Consider the following 17,348-nt stretch of genomic DNA (forward strand, 5'->3'; position numbering starts at 1 on the left):
TAGTCTTCTTAACCTTCATTCCATTTCCTTTTTTCCGACTTTTTCATTCCTCCTATTTTATGATACAATGGAAACAAAGAAAACCCTGAAGGAGATACCATGTCAGAAATTTATGATATTACGATTGTTGGGGGCGGACCAGTTGGTCTGTTTGCTGCTTTTTATGGCAATATGCGCCAAGTTAAAGTCAAACTGATTGATTCCTTACCTCAACTTGGAGGGCAACCAGCCATTCTCTATCCAGAAAAAAATATCCTCGATGTACCTGGATTTACTAATTTAACTGGTGAAGAATTGAGCAATCGCTTGATCGAGCAAGTCAAACGATTTGATACACCAATCTTCCTCAATGAAACTGTAGAAAAAATTCAAAAAGAAGGTGACCTCTTCACTATCACTACTTCTCGCCAAGTACATCAGTCTAAAGCAGTCATCATTGCTATGGGTGGCGGTGCCTTTAAACCACGTGCCCTTGACATTGAGGGAGCTGAAGACTTTGATAACGTCCACTACCATGTTTCAAACATCCAGCAATATGAAGGACAGCAGGTGACCGTCCTTGGTGGTGGGGACTCTGCTGTGGACTGGGCTCTTGCTTTTGACAAGATTGCTCCAACTACAATCATTCACCGTCGGGACAACTTCCGCGCCTTGGAACATAGTGTAGAAGAACTCAAACAATCTTCTGTCAACATCAAAACACCATTTGTTCCTAGTCGCTTGATTGGAGAAAATGGTCATGCCACACACCTTGAAATCACAAAAGTTAAATCCGATGAAACTGAACTCCTCCCGATTGATCACTTATTTGTCAACTATGGCTTTAAATCTTCAATCGGAAACTTGAAAGAATGGGGTGTAGAATTGCAACGCCATAAAATCAAGGTGAACCAAAAACAAGAAACCAGCCTTCCTGGAATTTATGCCTGTGGAGACTGCTGCTTCTACGAAGGAAAGATTGATCTCATCGCTACAGGTCTGGGGGAAGCTCCAACAGCCGTAAACAATGCCATCAACTATATCTATCCAGATAAGAAAGTCCAACCAACGCATTCAACCAGTTTATAATAAAAAAGGCCTTTGGCCTTTTTTAAATTGAAGTCAAACTATTTTAAGTTAATCGATTCTGCAAAGAAGTAAAAATGAGTTCCTATTTTTAGTATGAATCAAGAAAATACAAAAACTTTCCGCTGTGAGAAAAGTGCCTGAAACATTACGTTTCAGGCACTCGGGAGTTTTGAGACATTAGGCTCAAAACTAAGTCATGGAACTTCTATGAAGTTCGCTGACGTCCGTACTCACCTAAGGAAAGTTTTTAAAAAGACTTTATCCTCATTATGAAAGGCCTTTGGCCTTTTTTATTTGTCTAAATCGTCTGAGATCTTATTGATCTTACGCAAGCGGTGATTGACACCGCTTTTTGAAATAGGTTTTTGCAAACTATCAGCGATCTGCTGGATGGAATAATCTGGATGGTTCATCCGGATATAGGCAACTTCTTGCAGGTCACTTGGTAAGCTTCCTAGACCGACCGTATCCACAATTTTACTAATATTATTAATGGTTTTCATGCTAGCTGTGACTGTCCGCTGAATGTTGGCCATCTCGGCATTATTGGCCCGATTGAGGTCATTGCGCGTCTCTCTCATGACCTTGATAGATTCAAATTCCTGCATAGCTTGCATGGCCTCTACCACAATGAGAAAATCAATAATATCTTCCGCTCGTTGCAGATAGGTCACCACTCCTTTTTTCCGCTCGATGGTTTTCGCATCTAGTAAAAATCCTTGCATGAGAAGGGCAATTCCTTCCGCGTGGTCTGTATAAACAGAATGAATTTCCAGCTGGTACTTCCCTTTTTCAGGATCCTTGATGGAACCACTCGACAGAAAAGCTCCTCGAAGATAAGCACGACTAGCTGCTTCATCTTCTAAAACACTGGCATCAATGCCTGTCTCAATCCCAAAGAAGGCATCTGCCAAATGCAAGTCAGCTAGAATCTCTTCCACCTTTTCATCCAAGAATACTGTATAGACACGATTTTTTTTCAAATTGGTTTTTTGATGGTGGCGGATATCCGATTTTGCCTCATAGAAATGATGCAACAATTCATAGATATGGCGGGCAATCTTGGCATTTTCTGTCGTCACCGAGAGCGTCAAGCCCCCCATTGAAATCCCAAGACTTCCAGACATCTTGATAATGGCAGCCAATTCACTCTTTTCAAATCGCTTGAGAGACAATAATTCTTCTTTTACCTGAACCGTAAAACTCATTTTCTCACCTGCACGATCTGCATCAACTCTTCGACCACTTTTTCGCCATCATGAAAAGCTCCTCCATTGACCAACTTCAAGAAATCGGAAGAAATCACTTGAGGAACTTGCGAGTGCAACCCCTTAAAATCGTGCTCTACCTGCACCAAGTATTCATCAAATTTGTTACTGTTCATGTAAGCTGCGGGAACCTGATTGATATTGACAAGGACGGTATCGATGAACTTCTCTCCCAAATGTTTATGGAGAACGGCAACGTGGTCACTATCTGTGAAATGCTCGGTTTCTCCTCTTTGGGTCATGATGTTACAAACATAGGCTACCTGAGCCTTGGTTTCAAGGATGGCTTTCCCAATCTCATCGATCATCAAATTAGGAAGGATCGAGGTAAAGAGCGAACCAGGACCTAAGACGACCATATCACTTTCAAGAATAGCTTCCACCACTTTCTTACTAGCTTTTGGGCGCTCTTGATCAAAGGTATTGGTCACATAAACATGATCAATCATGCCGGTGTAGTTAGCAATGTGGCTTTCTCCTACCACTTCTTTTCCATCTTGAAAAACGGCATGAAGGGTCAAGGGACTATCACTGGAAGGATAGATCTTGCCGGTTGTATGAAAGAATTTGGTTAACAACTGCATGGCATTATAGGTCGAGCCTTGCATCTCCGAAATCCCTGCAATGATCAAATTTCCCAAAGGGTGTCCGGCCAAAGGTCCATCATCGTCTGCAAAGCGGTATTGAAAGACCTTCTCATAAAAACGAGGCATATCTGACATGGCAACCAGCACATTTCGAAGATCCCCAGGTGGTGTCAATTTTTGGATGTTCTTCCGCAATTCACCTGAACTCCCGCCATCATCTGCAACTGTAACAATGGCAGTGATATCGACCGGTTTCTTTCTCAGACTATCGAGAATAACAGAAATCCCTGTTCCTCCTCCAATAACGGTTACTTTAGGTTTTCTCATGAGCGATTCACCGTTTCTTTCCGTCTGTCCTTGTCTCTATGACTGCAATTGACCTGCCAATTTTTTTCTAAATCATGCGCTAAGCGCTCTGCAAAGGCTACTGAACGGTGTTGCCCACCGGTACAGCCCATAGCGATGGTGAGAACGGATTTACCTTCTCGTTTATAAGACGGTAAAATAGGAACGATCAAGTCATGGAGGTGACGATAAAAGTCCTCTGATTCAGGGTGATCCATGACATAATCATAGACAGCTGGATCTTGACCGGTTAAATTCCGAAGTTCCAATTTATAGTAGGGGTTTGGAAGGAAACGCACGTCAAAGACAAGGTCAGCATCGATCGGAAGGCCATATTTAAAACCAAATGACATGACCTCAACCCGAAAATCTGGTTGATTGTCTTGACTGGCAAATTGTTCTGCGATCGTTTTTCTCAGATTACGAGGCGTCAACTCAGTCGTATCCACCACATTTTGACTGATATTTTTTAATGGTGATAAGAGTTCGCGCTCTAGGGTAATCCCATCTAAGACACGGCCATCTGCCGCTAGTGGGTGACTACGACGAGTTTCCTTGTATCGCGCTACCAACTCACTGTCCGTAGCATCCAAGAACAAGACCTTGAAATCCAGGTCTTCTTGGTTGTCCAATTCATCCAAAATGGTGCGAATTTCATTGAAAAAAGAACGGCTCCGCATGTCCACAACAACGGCTAATTTATTGTTATCTGGGCTATGGCGCATTAGCTCAATAAATTTCAGCAAGAGCGCCGGTGGCATATTATCGATGGTAAAGTAACCCAAATCCTCAAACGATTGGATGGCGACGGTCTTTCCCGCACCGCTCATCCCTGTTACCATGACCAGTTGAATCTTACTTTCTGTCATTTTCTCCTCCCATAAATAAAACAGAGTGGCCTACAGTTTCCTGCTCTCCACTCTGTCTTTTAGTCTTTGAATGGTTATTAGGCTTTGATTTCCGCAATAACTTCAATTTCAACCTTCACATCACGTGGCAGGCGTGCTACTTCAACAGCAGACCGAGCTGGAAACTCTGTGGTAAAGACTGTTTTATAAACCTCATTAAAAGGTACAAAGTCATTCATATCACTTAAGAAACAAGTGGTTTTCACCACGTGGTCAAAGTCTGTCCCAGCCTCTTCCAAAATAGCCCCAATGTTCTTTAAGACTTGCTCTGTTTGTTCTTGGATGGTTTCGCCAATGATTTCGCCTGTTTCAGGTGACAAGGGAACTTGTCCGCTTGCGAAGAGAAGATTCCCTACGATTTTCCCTTGAACATAAGGTCCAATTGCTGCGGGTGCTTTATCTGTATGAATTGTTTTTGCCATAGTATTCTCCAAGTCTATTTACTTCTGCTGGTTTTCTTTTGCTAATTTTTCCCTTTGTAAGCGCAATTTGCGCTTAGGATTTAGCGTATTAAAGAGTTCTTCTAGTTTTTCAGCATTCCAAACATCGGCTGCTGAAACAAAATTTCCATTTTCATCTCGAAAAGATATTGGTTTATCTCCCACTGAAAAAGCCTCACTTCTTATTTGGAATCCTTGATCCGCTGGGGATCTATCCTAATCTACAAACTCAAATTCAAATTTACCGATCCGGACGATATCGCCATCTTTTGCCCCACGCGCACGGAGAGCTTCATCAACACCCATGCCACGCAATTGACGAGCAAATTTCATGACCGCTTCATCACGATCGAAATTCGTCATATTAAAGAGTTTTTCAAGTTTTTCACCAGACAAGACCCAAGCGGCATCGTCATCCCGACTGATGTCAAAGGCTGGCTGGTCTTCATCAAAGCCATAGTAGACTTCTTCTTGGGCCATTTCGTCTTCTGAATACAAGAGGAATTCTGGCGTTTTGTCTAACAATTCTGCCGTTGCTTCTAACAAGTTGTCCAAACCTTGATGCGCCAAACTAGAGATCGGGAAGATCTGTGGCAGTTCATCAAACTCATCGTAATTGGCTGCCAATTTCTTCTTGAACTCTTTCAAGTTTTCTTGGCTCTCTGGCATATCCATCTTATTTGCCACAATAATCTGAGGCCGCTCCATCAAACGAAGATTATAGGTTTCAAGCTCTTTATTAATTTGAACATAGTCTTCATAAGGGTCGCGTCCTTCGCTCGCCGACATATCAATAACATGCAAGATAACACGGGTGCGCTCGATGTGACGAAGGAACTGGGTTCCTAGTCCAACACCTTGGCTAGCTCCTTCGATCAATCCAGGAAGGTCTGCGACTGCAAAGGATTCACCTGATGGCGTCCGAACCATGCCCAAATTTGGAACGATAGTAGTGAAATGATAAGCTCCAATCTTTGGTTTGGCTGAAGTGATGACACTAAGAAGGGTAGATTTCCCAACAGAAGGGAAGCCAACCAAACCAACGTCTGCCAAGACCTTGAGTTCTAATTCGAGTTCGCGTTCCTGACCAGGTTCCCCATTCTCAGAAATTTCTGGAGCTGGATTCTTTGGAGTAGCAAAACGAATATTTCCACGTCCTCCACGGCCACCGTGTGCGACAATGTACTCTTGTCCATTTTCAACTAGGTCTGTAATGACCTTGCCAGTCTCAGCATCTCGGACGGTCGTTCCTTGAGGGACTCGTACATAGAGATCTTCTGCTCCCCGTCCGTGCATCCCTTTTGTCATTCCTTTTTCCCCATTTTGGGCTTTGAAATGACGGTTATAACGGAAGTCCATCAGAGTGCGCAAACCTTCGTCTACTACGAAGATGACGTTTCCTCCACGACCTCCATCACCACCCCAAGGTCCGCCATTAGGGACATATTTTTCACGGCGAAAGGCCACCATGCCATCGCCGCCATTTCCAGCCTTGACCTTAATCTTGGCTGTATCTAAAAACATACTCATAAATAGATGATTTCCTTTATTTCTGTGTGCGTCTTAATAAGAAAGAGCACCAATTGCGGTTGCAAAGATTGCACCAACCGTTACAATCAACATAATCACAATGACAACCATCGTGATCATTTCAAATGGTGTTTTTTTACGTTTTCCGTTATCTCCAAAAGCCACTTCTAATACCTCGATTACTATAAATTCATTAGCCCTATTTTACCACGAAATAGGGGATTTTTCAAATCGCGCCTACACAAAAAGACCAGACAGAAGTCTGATCTCTTTTTATCTTTAGGAGTGTTTTTTTCTGAGCGAAAGATACGAACGCTCATAAGCAGGATCGATAAGAATGGTCCCTGACTTTTGAATACACAAAGCTCACACCTAGACACATTCATTTTTAAAGTCCGATTTCTGCTTGGACAACTGCAGCAATGGTATCCACATAGTAGTCCACTTCTTCATGGGTTGGTGCTTCTGCCATGACACGAAGGAGGGGTTCGGTTCCACTTGGACGCACAAGGATACGACCATTTCCTGCCATTTCCGCTTCCATTTTTTCAATGATTTCACGAATAGCAGGCACTTCCATCGCCTTGTCTTTCATGCTATTTTCAACCCGGATATTGACAAGCTTTTGTGGGTAAATGGTTACTTCTGCAGCTAATTCAGACAATTTTTTGCCGGTTTCTTGCATGATTTTGGTTAATTGAACGCCTGTTAATTGACCATCACCAGTCGTGTTGTAATCCATGATGACTACATGACCGGACTGTTCCCCACCAAGGTTATACCCAGATTTGCGCATTTCTTCGACCACATAACGGTCTCCAACAGCTGTGATTTCTTTTTGAATCCCCTTCGCATCTAATGCCTTGTGGAAACCGAGATTGGACATGACGGTTGTAACGATCGTATTTTTTTCGAGCAAGCCCTTGCTTGAAAAATACGAACCGATGATGTACATGATCTTATCCCCGTCTACGATTTCTCCATTTTCATCCACTGCAATCAAGCGATCACTATCTCCGTCAAAGGCAAGACCAATCGCTGCGCCTACTTCTTTCACTTTCTCTTGCAAGTGCTCTGGGTGAGTAGAGCCAACCCCATCATTGATGTTCAAACCATCTGGGTTTTCACCGATGACAGTCAATTGAGCTCCTAAATCTGCAAAGATTTGACGAGCACTGGTAGAGGCTGCACCATTTGCTGTATCCAAAACCACGTGCATGCCCTCGAGTTGGACACCTGTCGATACAAGGAATTCTTGATACTTACGCAAGCCTTCCGGATATTCCATGACTGTTCCTAAACCTTGCGCACTTGGACGTGGAAGGGTATCTTCAGCGGCATCAAGCAAGGCTTCAATTTCAAGCTCGCGATCATCATCCAATTTGAAACCATCACCACCAAAGAATTTGATTCCATTGTCCAAGGCTGGATTGTGGCTAGCAGAAATCATAACGCCGGCGCTGGCTTTTTCCGTACGAACCAGATAGGCAACACCTGGCGTGGCAATCACACCCAACTTATAAACGCGAATCCCAACTGATAAGAGGCCAGCGATCAAAGCATGCTCCAGCATTTCACCAGAAATACGCGTATCACGTCCAACAAATACCAAAGGTGTTTCTTCTTCATGTTGGCTCAACACATAACCACCGAAACGACCCAACTTAAAGGCTAATTCTGGCGTTAATTCTACATTTGCTTCTCCACGGACACCGTCCGTTCCAAAATATTTACCCATTTTTGATTACCTTTTTACTTTCTAATTACTTGAACTGGAAGAGGTCGACGACGAACTGCTAGAGCTTGACGTAGACGAGCTACTCTTTGTAGTCACTTGAATCCGTGTTTCACTCGGATTAACCAAGCCTGGTAGAATATTTCCTTGAGCATCCACTGCATTTAAGGAAATGGCTCCGCTATAATTTCCACTGATGATCTCACTGGATGGGAAGACAGCTTGGACATGATCAATACGACTTAAGGTTTCTTGATCACTCGTCACTTCCACCTTAGTTTTTTCAAGAGAAATATCCGTTACCGTAATTCCATCCACAATTTGATTATCCGGGATCGTGGCTCTAACTGCAAACGATTTTTTCGCTTTCTTACCGATTTTTACAGAAACTTTCTGAGGCTCTACGGTTGCTGTCAAACCAGCTGGAAGATCTTCCACAATCAACGGCACTTCAACGGTACCTTCCTTGACCTTACGAAGATCCGCTACCACGCGAAACTTCCTAGTTCCCGGTTGCATCTCACTTGCAAGTGCGACCCGGTTTGAACCCTTTAGAAAGACTGTTACCTCAGATGTCAATCCACTGACAAAATATTTCTTGTCATTATACTTGGCATCAATTGGAATATTGGTCAAGGTATTGGTGTAGGTCTCTGAACTCACTTGCCTAGCGCTGCTATTATTTTGAAAATTAAAGGAAGATGCATTGATAAACAAGATAAAGGACAATAAGACGGAGGCAAAAACATAAAGAAATTCTTTTTTCGATCTCATTTTGTTACCCTCCCAAATAGACGCTCTTTCCAACTAGTCGTTTTATTCTCTTCAGGAACCAGGAAGGCTCTCAATTCTGCCTCGAACTCTTCTAAGGATAAATCATGTCGGAAGGTTCCATTATAGGTCACAGAGATCCCGCCCGTTTCTTCTGATACCACAAAGGTAAAGGCATCAGAGACTTCAGATAAACCAATAGCCGCGCGGTGACGCGTTCCGAACTCTTTTGAAATTCCAGTATTTTCGGTCAAGGGCAGGTAGGCACAAGAAACAGCGATTTTATCATTGCGGACAATGACGGCTCCATCATGCAAAGGAGTATTAGGAATGAAGATATTAATCAGCAATTCTCCTGAAATATCTGCATCTAGAGGAATCCCTGTGGAAATATATTCCTGAAGAGTTCTAGCTCCTTGAATGGCTACCAAGGCACCAATCTTACGTGGGCTCATATAAGCTACTGCCTTAACATAAGCCTGCAGCATCTTCTCTTCCTGACTGACTTCACTCGTCGTAAAGAATTCTGTTGCTCGACCCAGACGCTCTAAACCAATCCGAATCTCAGGGGAGAAAATCACAACCAGGGCGATAACCCCATAAGTAATCACTTGATTGATCAGCCATGAAATAGTCGTGAGCCCTAAGAAATTGGCTAAAAACTGCACCAAGAAAAAGATAATAACTCCACGAACCAAAATCATGATCTTAGTCCCTACGATGGCCTTGATCAAAAAATACAACAACCAAGCCACCAGGGCAATATCGATGATATTGATAACAATACTCCACCAATTCGGGAACAAACTGGTCCAAAATTGTGGATTTGTAAACTGTTGAATATTCATATTCTCATACCTACCACTTCTCTAAAAGACATCACCTTATTATAACATGTTTCAACAGATTTTTCTGTAACCTTCTGACGCTTTTTATGATAAAATATGATTTATGAAGATAAATACAACCTTGGGCCTTCTGGCAGGAAAGCTTGCCGGCTCTATTCTACAAAAAATGGGGCGGGGATCAACCCTACCAGGTAAAGTAGCCCTCAAATTTGATAAAGATATTCTCAGACAACTGGCCAAAAACTATGAGATTGTTGTGATTACAGGGACAAACGGAAAAACCCTGACCACTGCACTAACCGTAGGTATTCTCCAAGAAGCGTTTGGACCGATTTTAACCAATCCAAGTGGGGCCAATATGATCTCTGGGATTACAACGACCTTCTTACGAGCTAAGCATTCGAAATCAAATCGACCGATCGCGGTACTTGAAATTGACGAGGCCAGCCTCTCTCGGATTTGTGATTATATCCAGCCCAGCCTTTTTGTGGTCACCAATATTTTCCGGGATCAGATGGACCGCTATGGAGAGATCTATACAACCTACCAAATGATTTTGGATGCCATTCACAAGGTCCCAACTGCGACGGTTCTGTTAAATGGAGATAGTCCGCTCTTTAATAGTCAGACCTTATCCAATCCGATCCAATATTACGGATTTGATACAGAAAAATCAGAGCCACAACTAGCCCATTACAATACCGAAGGAATCCTGTGCCCGCATTGCCACAACATTCTCAAGTACAAGCTCAATACCTATGCTAACCTTGGTGACTATGTTTGTGAACACTGTGGGTTCCACCGGCCTCCTCTGACTTATGCCGTGTCCGACTTACTGTCTTTAACCCATCGCTCTTCCCAATTCCGGATCCAAGGCCAAGACTACCACATCAATATCGGTGGTCTCTACAACATCTATAATGCCTTAGCAGCTGTTTCCGTTGCTGGATTCTTTGGGGTTCAACCTGAAGTGATTAAGCAAGGATTTGATCGCAGCCGCGCTGTCTTCGGTCGTCAGGAAACCTTTAAGATTGGGGATAAGGAATGTACCCTAGTCCTGATCAAAAATCCAGTTGGAGCTACTCAGGCTATTGAAATGATCAAACTAGCGCCGTATTCCTTCAGCTTGTCTGTGCTTCTCAACGCGAATTATGCAGATGGGATCGACACCAGCTGGATTTGGGATGCCGACTTTGAGCAAATCACCCAGATGGACATCCCAGAGATCAATGCTGGCGGAGTGCGCCACTCTGAGATTGCTCGACGACTTCGGGTCACTAGCTATCCTGCAGAAAAGATCACTGAAATGGCTGAATTAAAAGAGGTCTTCCAACGTATCCAGCAACAGGAAACCCCTCACGCTTACATTTTAGCTACCTATACAGCCATGCTAGAATTTCGTGAACTCTTGGCCCAAGAACACCTGATTGAAAAGGAGATGCACTAATGATATATACTTCCCTAGAATCTTCTGATCAAGCACAGTATCCCTACAGCCTGCGCATTGCTCATCTCTACGGCAATTTAATGAATACCTATGGGGACAATGGAAATATCCTCATGCTCAAGTACGTTGCGGAAAAGCTTGGAGCCCATGTCACTGTTGATATCGTCTCTCTCAAAGACCGATTTGACCCTGATGCCTATGATATCGCCTTTTTCGGTGGAGGCCAAGACTACGAACAGACCATTGTATCAGAAGATCTTCCAGATAAAAAAGAAGATCTTGCACGCTTTATTGATGAAGATGGTGTGGTCCTTGCTATCTGTGGTGGCTTTCAGCTTCTAGGCCAGTACTACATTGAAGCTTCTGGCAAACGCATTGAGGGCCTTGGTATTATGGGGCATTATACCCTCAACCAAGAAAACAATCGCTACATTGGCGACATCAAAATCCATAACGAAGAGTTCAATGAAACCTACTATGGTTTTGAAAACCACCAAGGTCGGACCTTCTTGGCAGAGGATGAAAAACCGCTGGGCAAGGTTGTCTATGGAAATGGGAACAACAAAGAAGATGGGGGCGAAGGGGTTCATTACAAGAACGTCTTTGGGAGCTACTTCCACGGTCCTATCTTGTCCCGAAATGCCAATTTGGCCTATCGCCTAGTGAGCACTGCCTTAAAAAATAAATATGGCACGGACCTTTCCCTACCGGCTTATGAGGAGATTCTAAGCCTAGAGCAGCCGGAAGAATACGCTGATGTGAAAAGCAAGGCACCGACTGAACAATAAGGAGATAATGATGAACAAAAATAATCTACACTACATTGCTTTATTACTTTTAATTTTATTGATTGCTGGTATTTCCCTTGCAAACATGCAATCAGTCACTGTGAATTTCCTCTTGGTCCAATTTAAATTGCCCTTGATCATTCTGATCTTGCTCTGTGTCCTCTTGGGTGCATTTGTCATGACCTTGGTTAATTTTTCAAAGGGCTTCTCCCTAAAAAAAGAACTCAAGAGCACTCAAAAACAACTGGAGGAAGAAAAGAAAGAAGTAAAAATAGAAGAAAAAGATAACAACTAAAAAAGCACCGATCGGTGCTTTTTTTATGCTGATTTACTTTCTTTTGCTTGCAGTTGTTTGGCGACTACTTGAGCTAGGAGTGAAAAGAGAATGACTCCAGCTCCAATCAGGAGAAACGATTCTACTCGGACACTTGGTAACCAAGTCATCAAGCCTTTAGCGATGGGCATAAAGAGAATGGCTAGGGTAAAAATAGTGCTTAATACCCTGCCCAGATAGTCTCTTTCCACCTTTGTTTGCACTTGGGTAAAAAAGTGGATATTAAAAATCGTCATAAAGAGTTCACAGACTAAATTTCCAGAAAAGGATAGAAGAGGAGGAAGAGGCAAGCCCATCATGAATACTCCTACTCCTGTTAAAATCAATAAGAAGAGAAGCATTTCCATGCTTGATTTAAATTTATTAGCAATCAAGGCTCCGATGATGGAGCCAATAGCCCCCAAGGTTAAGATGGTCGCATAAGCGCCCTTGACCCCGTAGAGCCGATTGGAAAATGGGAGTAAAAACTCAAAAGCTGCAAAGAAGAAATTGACACTGGAAGCCACCAAGAGGAGAAAGAAAATTTCTTTCTGATGCCAGATATAGTGCAGTCCATCCTTGATGTCCGAAAAAATATCTTTTCCTGTGAACCGTTTCTTTTCTTGAACTTTGGCTTCTTCTTTCGGAAGGAATGCCACTAGGACAAAGGCGATGAAAAAGGTCAGTGCATCCAGTAAGAGGGTCGCATGGAGACTGGCAAATTGTAAAACAAGGAAAGAGAACACAGGTGAGCTAACACCGACAACCTGTAAGACCAACTCCAAGCGGGCATTATAGGTCACAATCTCGTCCTTCTCTACGACCTCAGTGATAATGGCTTTGTTAGCCGTACGAGAAAATGCAAAGGCAATGGCCTGAACAATATTAGCAAAGATCAAAGCTCCAATCATCCAACGATCGTTCCTGATAAAAGAAATCGCCAAACAAAGGAGACCACACACCAGGTCGGTCGTCATCAAAATCTTGCGACGAGAAAAACGGTCTGAGATCACGCCACCAAATGGATTGACTAGAATGGAGGTGACGAGTTCAGAAATCTGATAGATCCCCAATACCGTCTTTCCCACCGTCCCCATCGAGGCCAGCCAGACACTGTTCCCATAATCATAGAGCATATTTCCCATTCTATTGATCGCCCCACGAGCAATTAATTGGACTGCATATCGATTCATCAAAAAAACCTCCTTCATTTTCTGAAACTATTGTATCAGTTCATGAAAGAGGTTTTTATTTTGTCCCTTATTTGGGAAAAACAATAAGTTACAATTTATAAAAGGATATCTACTGTTCTTTTGATTGAAGCTGCTTAGCTAGTAGCTGAGCCAAGAGTGAAAAGAGAATAACTCCAGCTCCAATCAGGAGAAAGGATTCTACTCGGACACTTGGCAACCAAGTCATCAAACCTTTGGCGATGGGCATAAAGAGAACAGCCAAAGTATAAATCGTACTCAAGGCTCTACCTAGATAATCATCTTCCACCTTGGTTTGCACTTGAGTAAAAACGTGGATGTCGAAAATGGTCACAAAAAATTCACAGACCAGATTTCCCGAAAAGGAAAGATAAGTCGGAAGAGGCAAGCCCATTATGAACACTCCTACACCTGCCATGATAAGTAAAAACAGGAGAATTTTCATACTTGATGTAATTTTATTGGCAACAAGTGCTCCTAGAATAGATCCAATAGCTCCCAATGTTAAGATGGTCGCATAAGCCCCCTTGCCCCCGTAGAGTCGATTGGAAAATGGAAGTAAAAACTCAAAAGCCGCAAAAAAGAAATTAACGCCGGAAGCCACCAACAAGAGAAAGAAAATCTCTTTCTGATGCCAGATATAGTCTAACCCCTCCTTGATATCAGAAAAAATATCTTTCCCCGTAAACTGTTTCTTTTCTTGAACCTTTGCTGCTTCTTTCGGAAGGAATGCCACTAGGACAAAGGCAATGAAAAAGGTCAGGGCATCTAGTAAGAGGGTCGCATAGAGACTGGCAAATTGTAGAACTAGGAAAGAAAACACGGGAGAACTGACACTAACAACTTGTAAGACCAGCTCCAAGTGCGCATTATAGGTTACAATCTCTTCTTTCTCTACAACTTCTGTAATAATGGCTTTATTGGCAGGTCGAGAAAAACCAAAGGCAATGGCCTGAACAATATTGGTAACAATCAGAGCCCCAATCATCCAACGATCATTTCTGATAAAAGAAATCGCCAAACACAGGAGACCACACACCAAGTCGGTCGTCATCAAAATCTTGCGACGAGAAAAACGGTCTGAAATCACCCCTCCAAAAGGATTCACGAGGATCCCTGTCACTAACTCAGAAATCTGATAGATTCCTAATACCGTCTTTCCTATAGTTCCCATTGAGGCCAGCCAGACACTATTCCCATAATCATAGAGCATATTTCCAATTTTGGTAATCGCTCCACGACTAATTAATTGGACCGCATGTCGGTTCATAAAATCTCCTTTATCTCTCTCCTATTTAGGAACATTCATCTATTACAAATTTATCAAAGTGTTCTTGATAGTAAGCTACCTGCTCTGGGAGACCTAGCACATCAAAAATATGCATAGCCTCTTGCATTTGCTGATTCCCTTCTTTCTCTAGCCCCTTCTGATAGAGGGCAAATCCCTTGAGGTAATGAAAGACATTGCGCTCGTAGAGTTTGATGCTCTTGCCGATAATCTTTTCCACAGAGGCTTCAAAATAACTAGCACTTTCAAAAGAACGGTGTTCTAAACAATGCTGGTAACAATTCAGAGCTAGAATCAAGACCAGTTTTCGATGGCGACCAATTTCCTTGTAGAAATCTTCCCGCTCCATCACTTCTCTACCAAGCCGAGTGACATAATCCACATCATAAAAGCTATAAAGATTGCCAAAAAGGATCAACTCATACATGGTCCATTCTTCCGTTTGAAAGAGATAATCCGCCACCTTTTCCAGATCACGTTGCTTCATCGTGTAGCTGGCATCTCTCTGGCAAATCAGCCCTTGTAACAAAATCCAGTTCAATTCAAAATAGAGGGGATTGGTCGAACTTGTAGCCTTTTCCAGTTGTTCTCCTTGAAGCCTTTGAAAACCAGCAATATCATTTGCATAGTAAAGCGGAATAATCTGAGCCATCAAGGCGACATGCTCATGGTGTTGAAAATTCCTAGCCTTATCCATAAAATTCTCAATCGTCACATGGATATTGTCCAAAATTTCAAAGAAGCGCGACGTAGCCAGATCCGACTCCCCCAATTCAAAGCGGGATAACTGGGAGGTCGAGCAGGCTTCTCCTGCAGCTTCTTTTAACGAATAATTTTTACTGATTCGAAATTCACGAAAAACTTTGCCTAAATCTTCCATCTATTCCACCTGCTCTGACAGTTCTGCCCACTCTTCCATGACCGCTTCCTGCTGGACAGTCAGTTGGTCCAGGTCACTCTGGAGTTGAACTAAGTCGGCTGCATCATTGGTGCTATGCATGGTTTCGGTGATGTCTTGGATTTTCTGATCTAGCTCTTCCATCTCTGCTTCCAATTGCTCAATGCGACGGGTGATTTTACGGAGTTCCTTTTGATTTTGTTTTTGCAAGTGATAGTCATTGCTAGTGACTTCTTCCGTTGAAGAAGCGGGCTCAGCTTCTGCTTGCGCTGCAGCAAGGGCCTCTAACTCTGCTTTTTTCTCCAAATAATAATCATAGTCTCCCAGATAAAGGGTCGAGCCCTCTTCTGAGAGTTCTAAGACTTGGGTCGCTACCCGATTGATAAAGTAGCGGTCGTGGCTGACAAAGAGCAGGGTCCCATCAAAATCAATCAAGGCATTTTCCAGTACTTCCTTGCTATCGATGTCCAAGTGGTTGGTCGGTTCATCGAGAATCAAGAAATTGTTGTTTTCCATGGACAGCTTGGCCAAGAGTAGGCGCGCCCGCTCTCCTCCCGACAGCATGCCGACGGTTTTCTTGACATCGTCCCCTGAGAAAAGGAAGGCTCCTAGTCGATTGCGAATTTCTACTTCTGGTGTCAGTTTAAAGTCATTCCAGAGCTCATCCAAGACACTATTGTGAGGGGTTAGTTTACTTTGGGTCTGGTCATAGTAGCCCACCTCGACATTGGCCCCAAAACGGGCTTCCCCCTTGATGAAAGGAATCTGCCCGACAATAGACTTGATAAGAGTAGATTTCCCGATCCCATTTGGTCCGACAATAGCGACCGCATTCATCTTACGGATATCCAGATTGATCGGCTCGGACAGGATTTGATCATCATAGCCAACGGCCGCCTCTTCTACTGTCAAAACGACATTGCCAGAGATCTTATCAGAATGGAAGGTCATATGGGCAGACTTGGTCCCAGCTTCGGGCTTGTCTAGGCGCTCCATTTTTTCCAACTGCTTGCGACGAGACTGGGCCCGCTTGGTGGTTGAGGCCCGCACCAAATTGCGATTAACAAAGTCTTCGAGCGCTGCAATTTCTTTTTGTTGCTTCTCGTAGTTCTTGGCTTCGGTCAGCAATTTTTGTTCTTTTTGCTCCACAAAACTGGAGTAATTGCCGACATAGCGATCTAAAGAATGCTTGGTCAAGTCCAAAGTAATGGTTGCGACCTTATCTAGGAAATAGCGGTCGTGACTGACAATGAGAAGGGCCCCACTATAATTGACCAGATAGTTTTCCAACCAGGCAATGGTCTCAATATCCAAGTGGTTGGTCGGCTCGTCCAGTACCAAGAGATTTGGCTTTTCCAAGAGCATCTTGGCCAGGGCTAGACGGGTATTTTGCCCACCAGATAACTCTTCAATCTTCATCTGCCACATGGACTCATCAAACTTGAAGCCGTTTAGAATAGCACGGATATCTGCCTCATAGGTGAAGCCACCAGCTTGACGGAATTCTTCAGATAGACGGTCATAATCCTGCATAAGTTTGTCCAAGTCAGCCCCAGTTTTTTCCCCCATCTCAAGCTCCATCTGCCGCAAACTTTTCTCCGTCTTACGGAGATCGTCAAAGACATGAAGCATCTCATCGTAGATGGTATTGGACGACTCAAAGCGGCTATCCTGAGCTAGATAGGAGAGGGAAAGGTCCCGCTTTTTATTGATTTCCCCAGAAGTCGGCTCTTCTTCTCCGACCAAGATTTTCAAGAGCGTGGACTTGCCAGCTCCGTTCTTTCCGACCAGGGCAATCCGGTCCCGTTCATCCACTTGCAGGCTGATATTATCAAAAAGAACCTCCCCTGCAAAAGAGCGTTCAATTTTGTTAGCTTGTAAAATAATCATGTCCCTATTTTAC

18 protein-coding genes are annotated in these 17,348 nt (G+C 43.3%); 4 read left to right on the forward strand and 14 right to left on the reverse strand.

All coding sequences use genetic code 11. The features are described from left to right. Positions 1 to 99: 99 nt before the first annotated feature. The gene (locus tag O3605_RS01755) at positions 100 to 1,068 is read left to right on the forward strand and encodes an NAD(P)/FAD-dependent oxidoreductase (RefSeq protein WP_371585144.1); all 969 of its coding nucleotides are present in this window, start codon (positions 100 to 102) and stop codon (positions 1,066 to 1,068) included. A gap of 290 nt (positions 1,069 to 1,358) precedes the next feature. Here the strand turns inward: O3605_RS01755 and whiA are convergent, their stop codons facing one another. The 10 genes from whiA to cdaA form a co-directional block, all read right to left on the reverse strand. After that, positions 1,359 to 2,276: a DNA-binding protein WhiA gene (gene whiA, locus O3605_RS01760; protein WP_371585145.1), complete on the reverse strand. Its 918-nt coding sequence runs from the start codon at positions 2,274 to 2,276 to the stop codon at positions 1,359 to 1,361. Next, positions 2,273 to 3,250 (reverse strand): YvcK family protein, encoded by a 978-nt coding sequence (locus tag O3605_RS01765; RefSeq protein WP_003017791.1) that lies wholly within the window; start codon positions 3,248 to 3,250, stop codon positions 2,273 to 2,275. The genes whiA and O3605_RS01765 overlap by 4 nt, the downstream gene beginning before the upstream one ends. Continuing rightward, positions 3,247 to 4,137 (reverse strand): RNase adapter RapZ, encoded by an 891-nt coding sequence (gene rapZ, locus O3605_RS01770; RefSeq protein ID WP_009732574.1) that lies wholly within the window; start codon positions 4,135 to 4,137, stop codon positions 3,247 to 3,249. Before rapZ ends, O3605_RS01765 begins: the two co-directional genes overlap by 4 nt. A 77-nt stretch (positions 4,138 to 4,214) precedes the next feature. After that, complete coding sequence (locus tag O3605_RS01775) at positions 4,215 to 4,598, reverse strand: RidA family protein (protein ID WP_003006514.1); 384 nt, start codon at positions 4,596 to 4,598, stop codon at positions 4,215 to 4,217. Positions 4,599 to 4,616: 18 nt separating this feature from the next. Beyond that, entirely contained in the window at positions 4,617 to 4,781 is a 165-nt protein-coding gene (locus O3605_RS01780) for a hypothetical protein (RefSeq protein WP_003006512.1), read from the reverse strand. Between the two features lie 51 nt (positions 4,782 to 4,832). After that, a complete protein-coding gene (gene obgE, locus O3605_RS01785) occupies positions 4,833 to 6,146 on the reverse strand; it encodes a GTPase ObgE (RefSeq protein ID WP_023917726.1) in 1,314 nt (437 codons plus the stop codon). Positions 6,147 to 6,179: 33 nt separating this feature from the next. Next, positions 6,180 to 6,311 (reverse strand): DUF4044 domain-containing protein, encoded by a 132-nt coding sequence (locus O3605_RS01790; protein WP_003011566.1) that lies wholly within the window; start codon positions 6,309 to 6,311, stop codon positions 6,180 to 6,182. 223 nt (positions 6,312 to 6,534) lie between these two features. After that, positions 6,535 to 7,884 carry a phosphoglucosamine mutase gene (glmM, locus tag O3605_RS01795; protein ID WP_003006502.1) on the reverse strand — a complete coding sequence of 450 codons (1,350 nt, stop codon included), beginning with the start codon at positions 7,882 to 7,884 and terminating at the stop codon, positions 6,535 to 6,537. A gap of 21 nt (positions 7,885 to 7,905) precedes the next feature. Beyond that, entirely contained in the window at positions 7,906 to 8,655 is a 750-nt protein-coding gene (locus O3605_RS01800; protein WP_003006499.1) for a CdaR family protein, read from the reverse strand. Further along, entirely contained in the window at positions 8,652 to 9,500 is an 849-nt protein-coding gene (gene cdaA / locus O3605_RS01805) for a diadenylate cyclase CdaA (RefSeq protein ID WP_003006497.1), read from the reverse strand. Before cdaA ends, O3605_RS01800 begins: the two co-directional genes overlap by 4 nt. A gap of 103 nt (positions 9,501 to 9,603) precedes the next feature. Between cdaA and murT the strand changes: the two genes are divergently transcribed. From murT to O3605_RS01820, 3 genes are read left to right on the forward strand one after another with little or no spacing between them, the layout of a single operon-like run. After that, complete coding sequence (gene murT, locus O3605_RS01810) at positions 9,604 to 10,947, forward strand: lipid II isoglutaminyl synthase subunit MurT (protein ID WP_003006494.1); 1,344 nt, start codon at positions 9,604 to 9,606, stop codon at positions 10,945 to 10,947. Continuing rightward, positions 10,947 to 11,735: a lipid II isoglutaminyl synthase subunit GatD gene (gene gatD, locus O3605_RS01815; protein WP_371585146.1), complete on the forward strand. Its 789-nt coding sequence runs from the start codon at positions 10,947 to 10,949 to the stop codon at positions 11,733 to 11,735. Before murT ends, gatD begins: the two co-directional genes overlap by 1 nt. A 10-nt stretch (positions 11,736 to 11,745) precedes the next feature. After that, positions 11,746 to 12,030 carry a LapA family protein gene (locus tag O3605_RS01820; RefSeq protein ID WP_371585147.1) on the forward strand — a complete coding sequence of 95 codons (285 nt, stop codon included), beginning with the start codon at positions 11,746 to 11,748 and terminating at the stop codon, positions 12,028 to 12,030. A gap of 23 nt (positions 12,031 to 12,053) precedes the next feature. Here O3605_RS01820 and O3605_RS01825 read toward each other — a convergent pair whose 3' ends face one another. The 4 genes from O3605_RS01825 to O3605_RS01840 all read right to left on the reverse strand — a co-directional run bounded on the left by O3605_RS01825 (position 12,054) and on the right by O3605_RS01840 (position 17,335). Next, positions 12,054 to 13,241 (reverse strand): MFS transporter, encoded by a 1,188-nt coding sequence (locus O3605_RS01825; protein WP_155198995.1) that lies wholly within the window; start codon positions 13,239 to 13,241, stop codon positions 12,054 to 12,056. A 109-nt stretch (positions 13,242 to 13,350) separates the two neighbouring features. Further along, positions 13,351 to 14,529: an MFS transporter gene (locus O3605_RS01830; RefSeq protein WP_070505772.1), complete on the reverse strand. Its 1,179-nt coding sequence runs from the start codon at positions 14,527 to 14,529 to the stop codon at positions 13,351 to 13,353. A 25-nt stretch (positions 14,530 to 14,554) separates the two neighbouring features. Next, on the reverse strand, positions 14,555 to 15,427 hold the full coding sequence (locus O3605_RS01835; RefSeq protein WP_049496702.1) for an XRE/MutR family transcriptional regulator: 873 nt from the start codon (positions 15,425 to 15,427) through the stop codon (positions 14,555 to 14,557). Further along, complete coding sequence (locus O3605_RS01840; protein ID WP_070505775.1) at positions 15,428 to 17,335, reverse strand: ABC-F family ATP-binding cassette domain-containing protein; 1,908 nt, start codon at positions 17,333 to 17,335, stop codon at positions 15,428 to 15,430. Between the last annotated feature and the right edge of the window lie 13 nt (positions 17,336 to 17,348).

Source organism: Streptococcus sp. 27098_8_99 (assembly GCF_041431935.1).
GTDB lineage: Bacteria > Bacillota > Bacilli > Lactobacillales > Streptococcaceae > Streptococcus > Streptococcus parasanguinis_D.

What these genes read in the sequence shown, in the direction of transcription:
- O3605_RS01755 (WP_371585144.1), top strand. Translation starts at nt 100, where the DNA reads ATGTCAGAAATTTATGATATTACGATTGTTGGGGGCGGACCAGTTGGT.
- whiA (WP_371585145.1), bottom strand. Translation starts at nt 2,276, where the DNA reads ATGAGTTTTACGGTTCAGGTAAAAGAAGAATTATTGTCTCTCAAGCGA.
- O3605_RS01765 (WP_003017791.1), bottom strand. Translation starts at nt 3,250, where the DNA reads ATGAGAAAACCTAAAGTAACCGTTATTGGAGGAGGAACAGGGATTTCT.
- rapZ (WP_009732574.1), bottom strand. Translation starts at nt 4,137, where the DNA reads ATGACAGAAAGTAAGATTCAACTGGTCATGGTAACAGGGATGAGCGGT.
- O3605_RS01775 (WP_003006514.1), bottom strand. Translation starts at nt 4,598, where the DNA reads ATGGCAAAAACAATTCATACAGATAAAGCACCCGCAGCAATTGGACCT.
- obgE (WP_023917726.1), bottom strand. Translation starts at nt 6,146, where the DNA reads ATGAGTATGTTTTTAGATACAGCCAAGATTAAGGTCAAGGCTGGAAAT.
- glmM (WP_003006502.1), bottom strand. Translation starts at nt 7,884, where the DNA reads ATGGGTAAATATTTTGGAACGGACGGTGTCCGTGGAGAAGCAAATGTA.
- O3605_RS01800 (WP_003006499.1), bottom strand. Translation starts at nt 8,655, where the DNA reads ATGAGATCGAAAAAAGAATTTCTTTATGTTTTTGCCTCCGTCTTATTG.
- cdaA (WP_003006497.1), bottom strand. Translation starts at nt 9,500, where the DNA reads ATGAATATTCAACAGTTTACAAATCCACAATTTTGGACCAGTTTGTTC.
- murT (WP_003006494.1), top strand. Translation starts at nt 9,604, where the DNA reads ATGAAGATAAATACAACCTTGGGCCTTCTGGCAGGAAAGCTTGCCGGC.
- gatD (WP_371585146.1), top strand. Translation starts at nt 10,947, where the DNA reads ATGATATATACTTCCCTAGAATCTTCTGATCAAGCACAGTATCCCTAC.
- O3605_RS01820 (WP_371585147.1), top strand. Translation starts at nt 11,746, where the DNA reads ATGAACAAAAATAATCTACACTACATTGCTTTATTACTTTTAATTTTA.
- O3605_RS01825 (WP_155198995.1), bottom strand. Translation starts at nt 13,241, where the DNA reads ATGAATCGATATGCAGTCCAATTAATTGCTCGTGGGGCGATCAATAGA.
- O3605_RS01830 (WP_070505772.1), bottom strand. Translation starts at nt 14,529, where the DNA reads ATGAACCGACATGCGGTCCAATTAATTAGTCGTGGAGCGATTACCAAA.
- O3605_RS01835 (WP_049496702.1), bottom strand. Translation starts at nt 15,427, where the DNA reads ATGGAAGATTTAGGCAAAGTTTTTCGTGAATTTCGAATCAGTAAAAAT.
- O3605_RS01840 (WP_070505775.1), bottom strand. Translation starts at nt 17,335, where the DNA reads ATGATTATTTTACAAGCTAACAAAATTGAACGCTCTTTTGCAGGGGAG.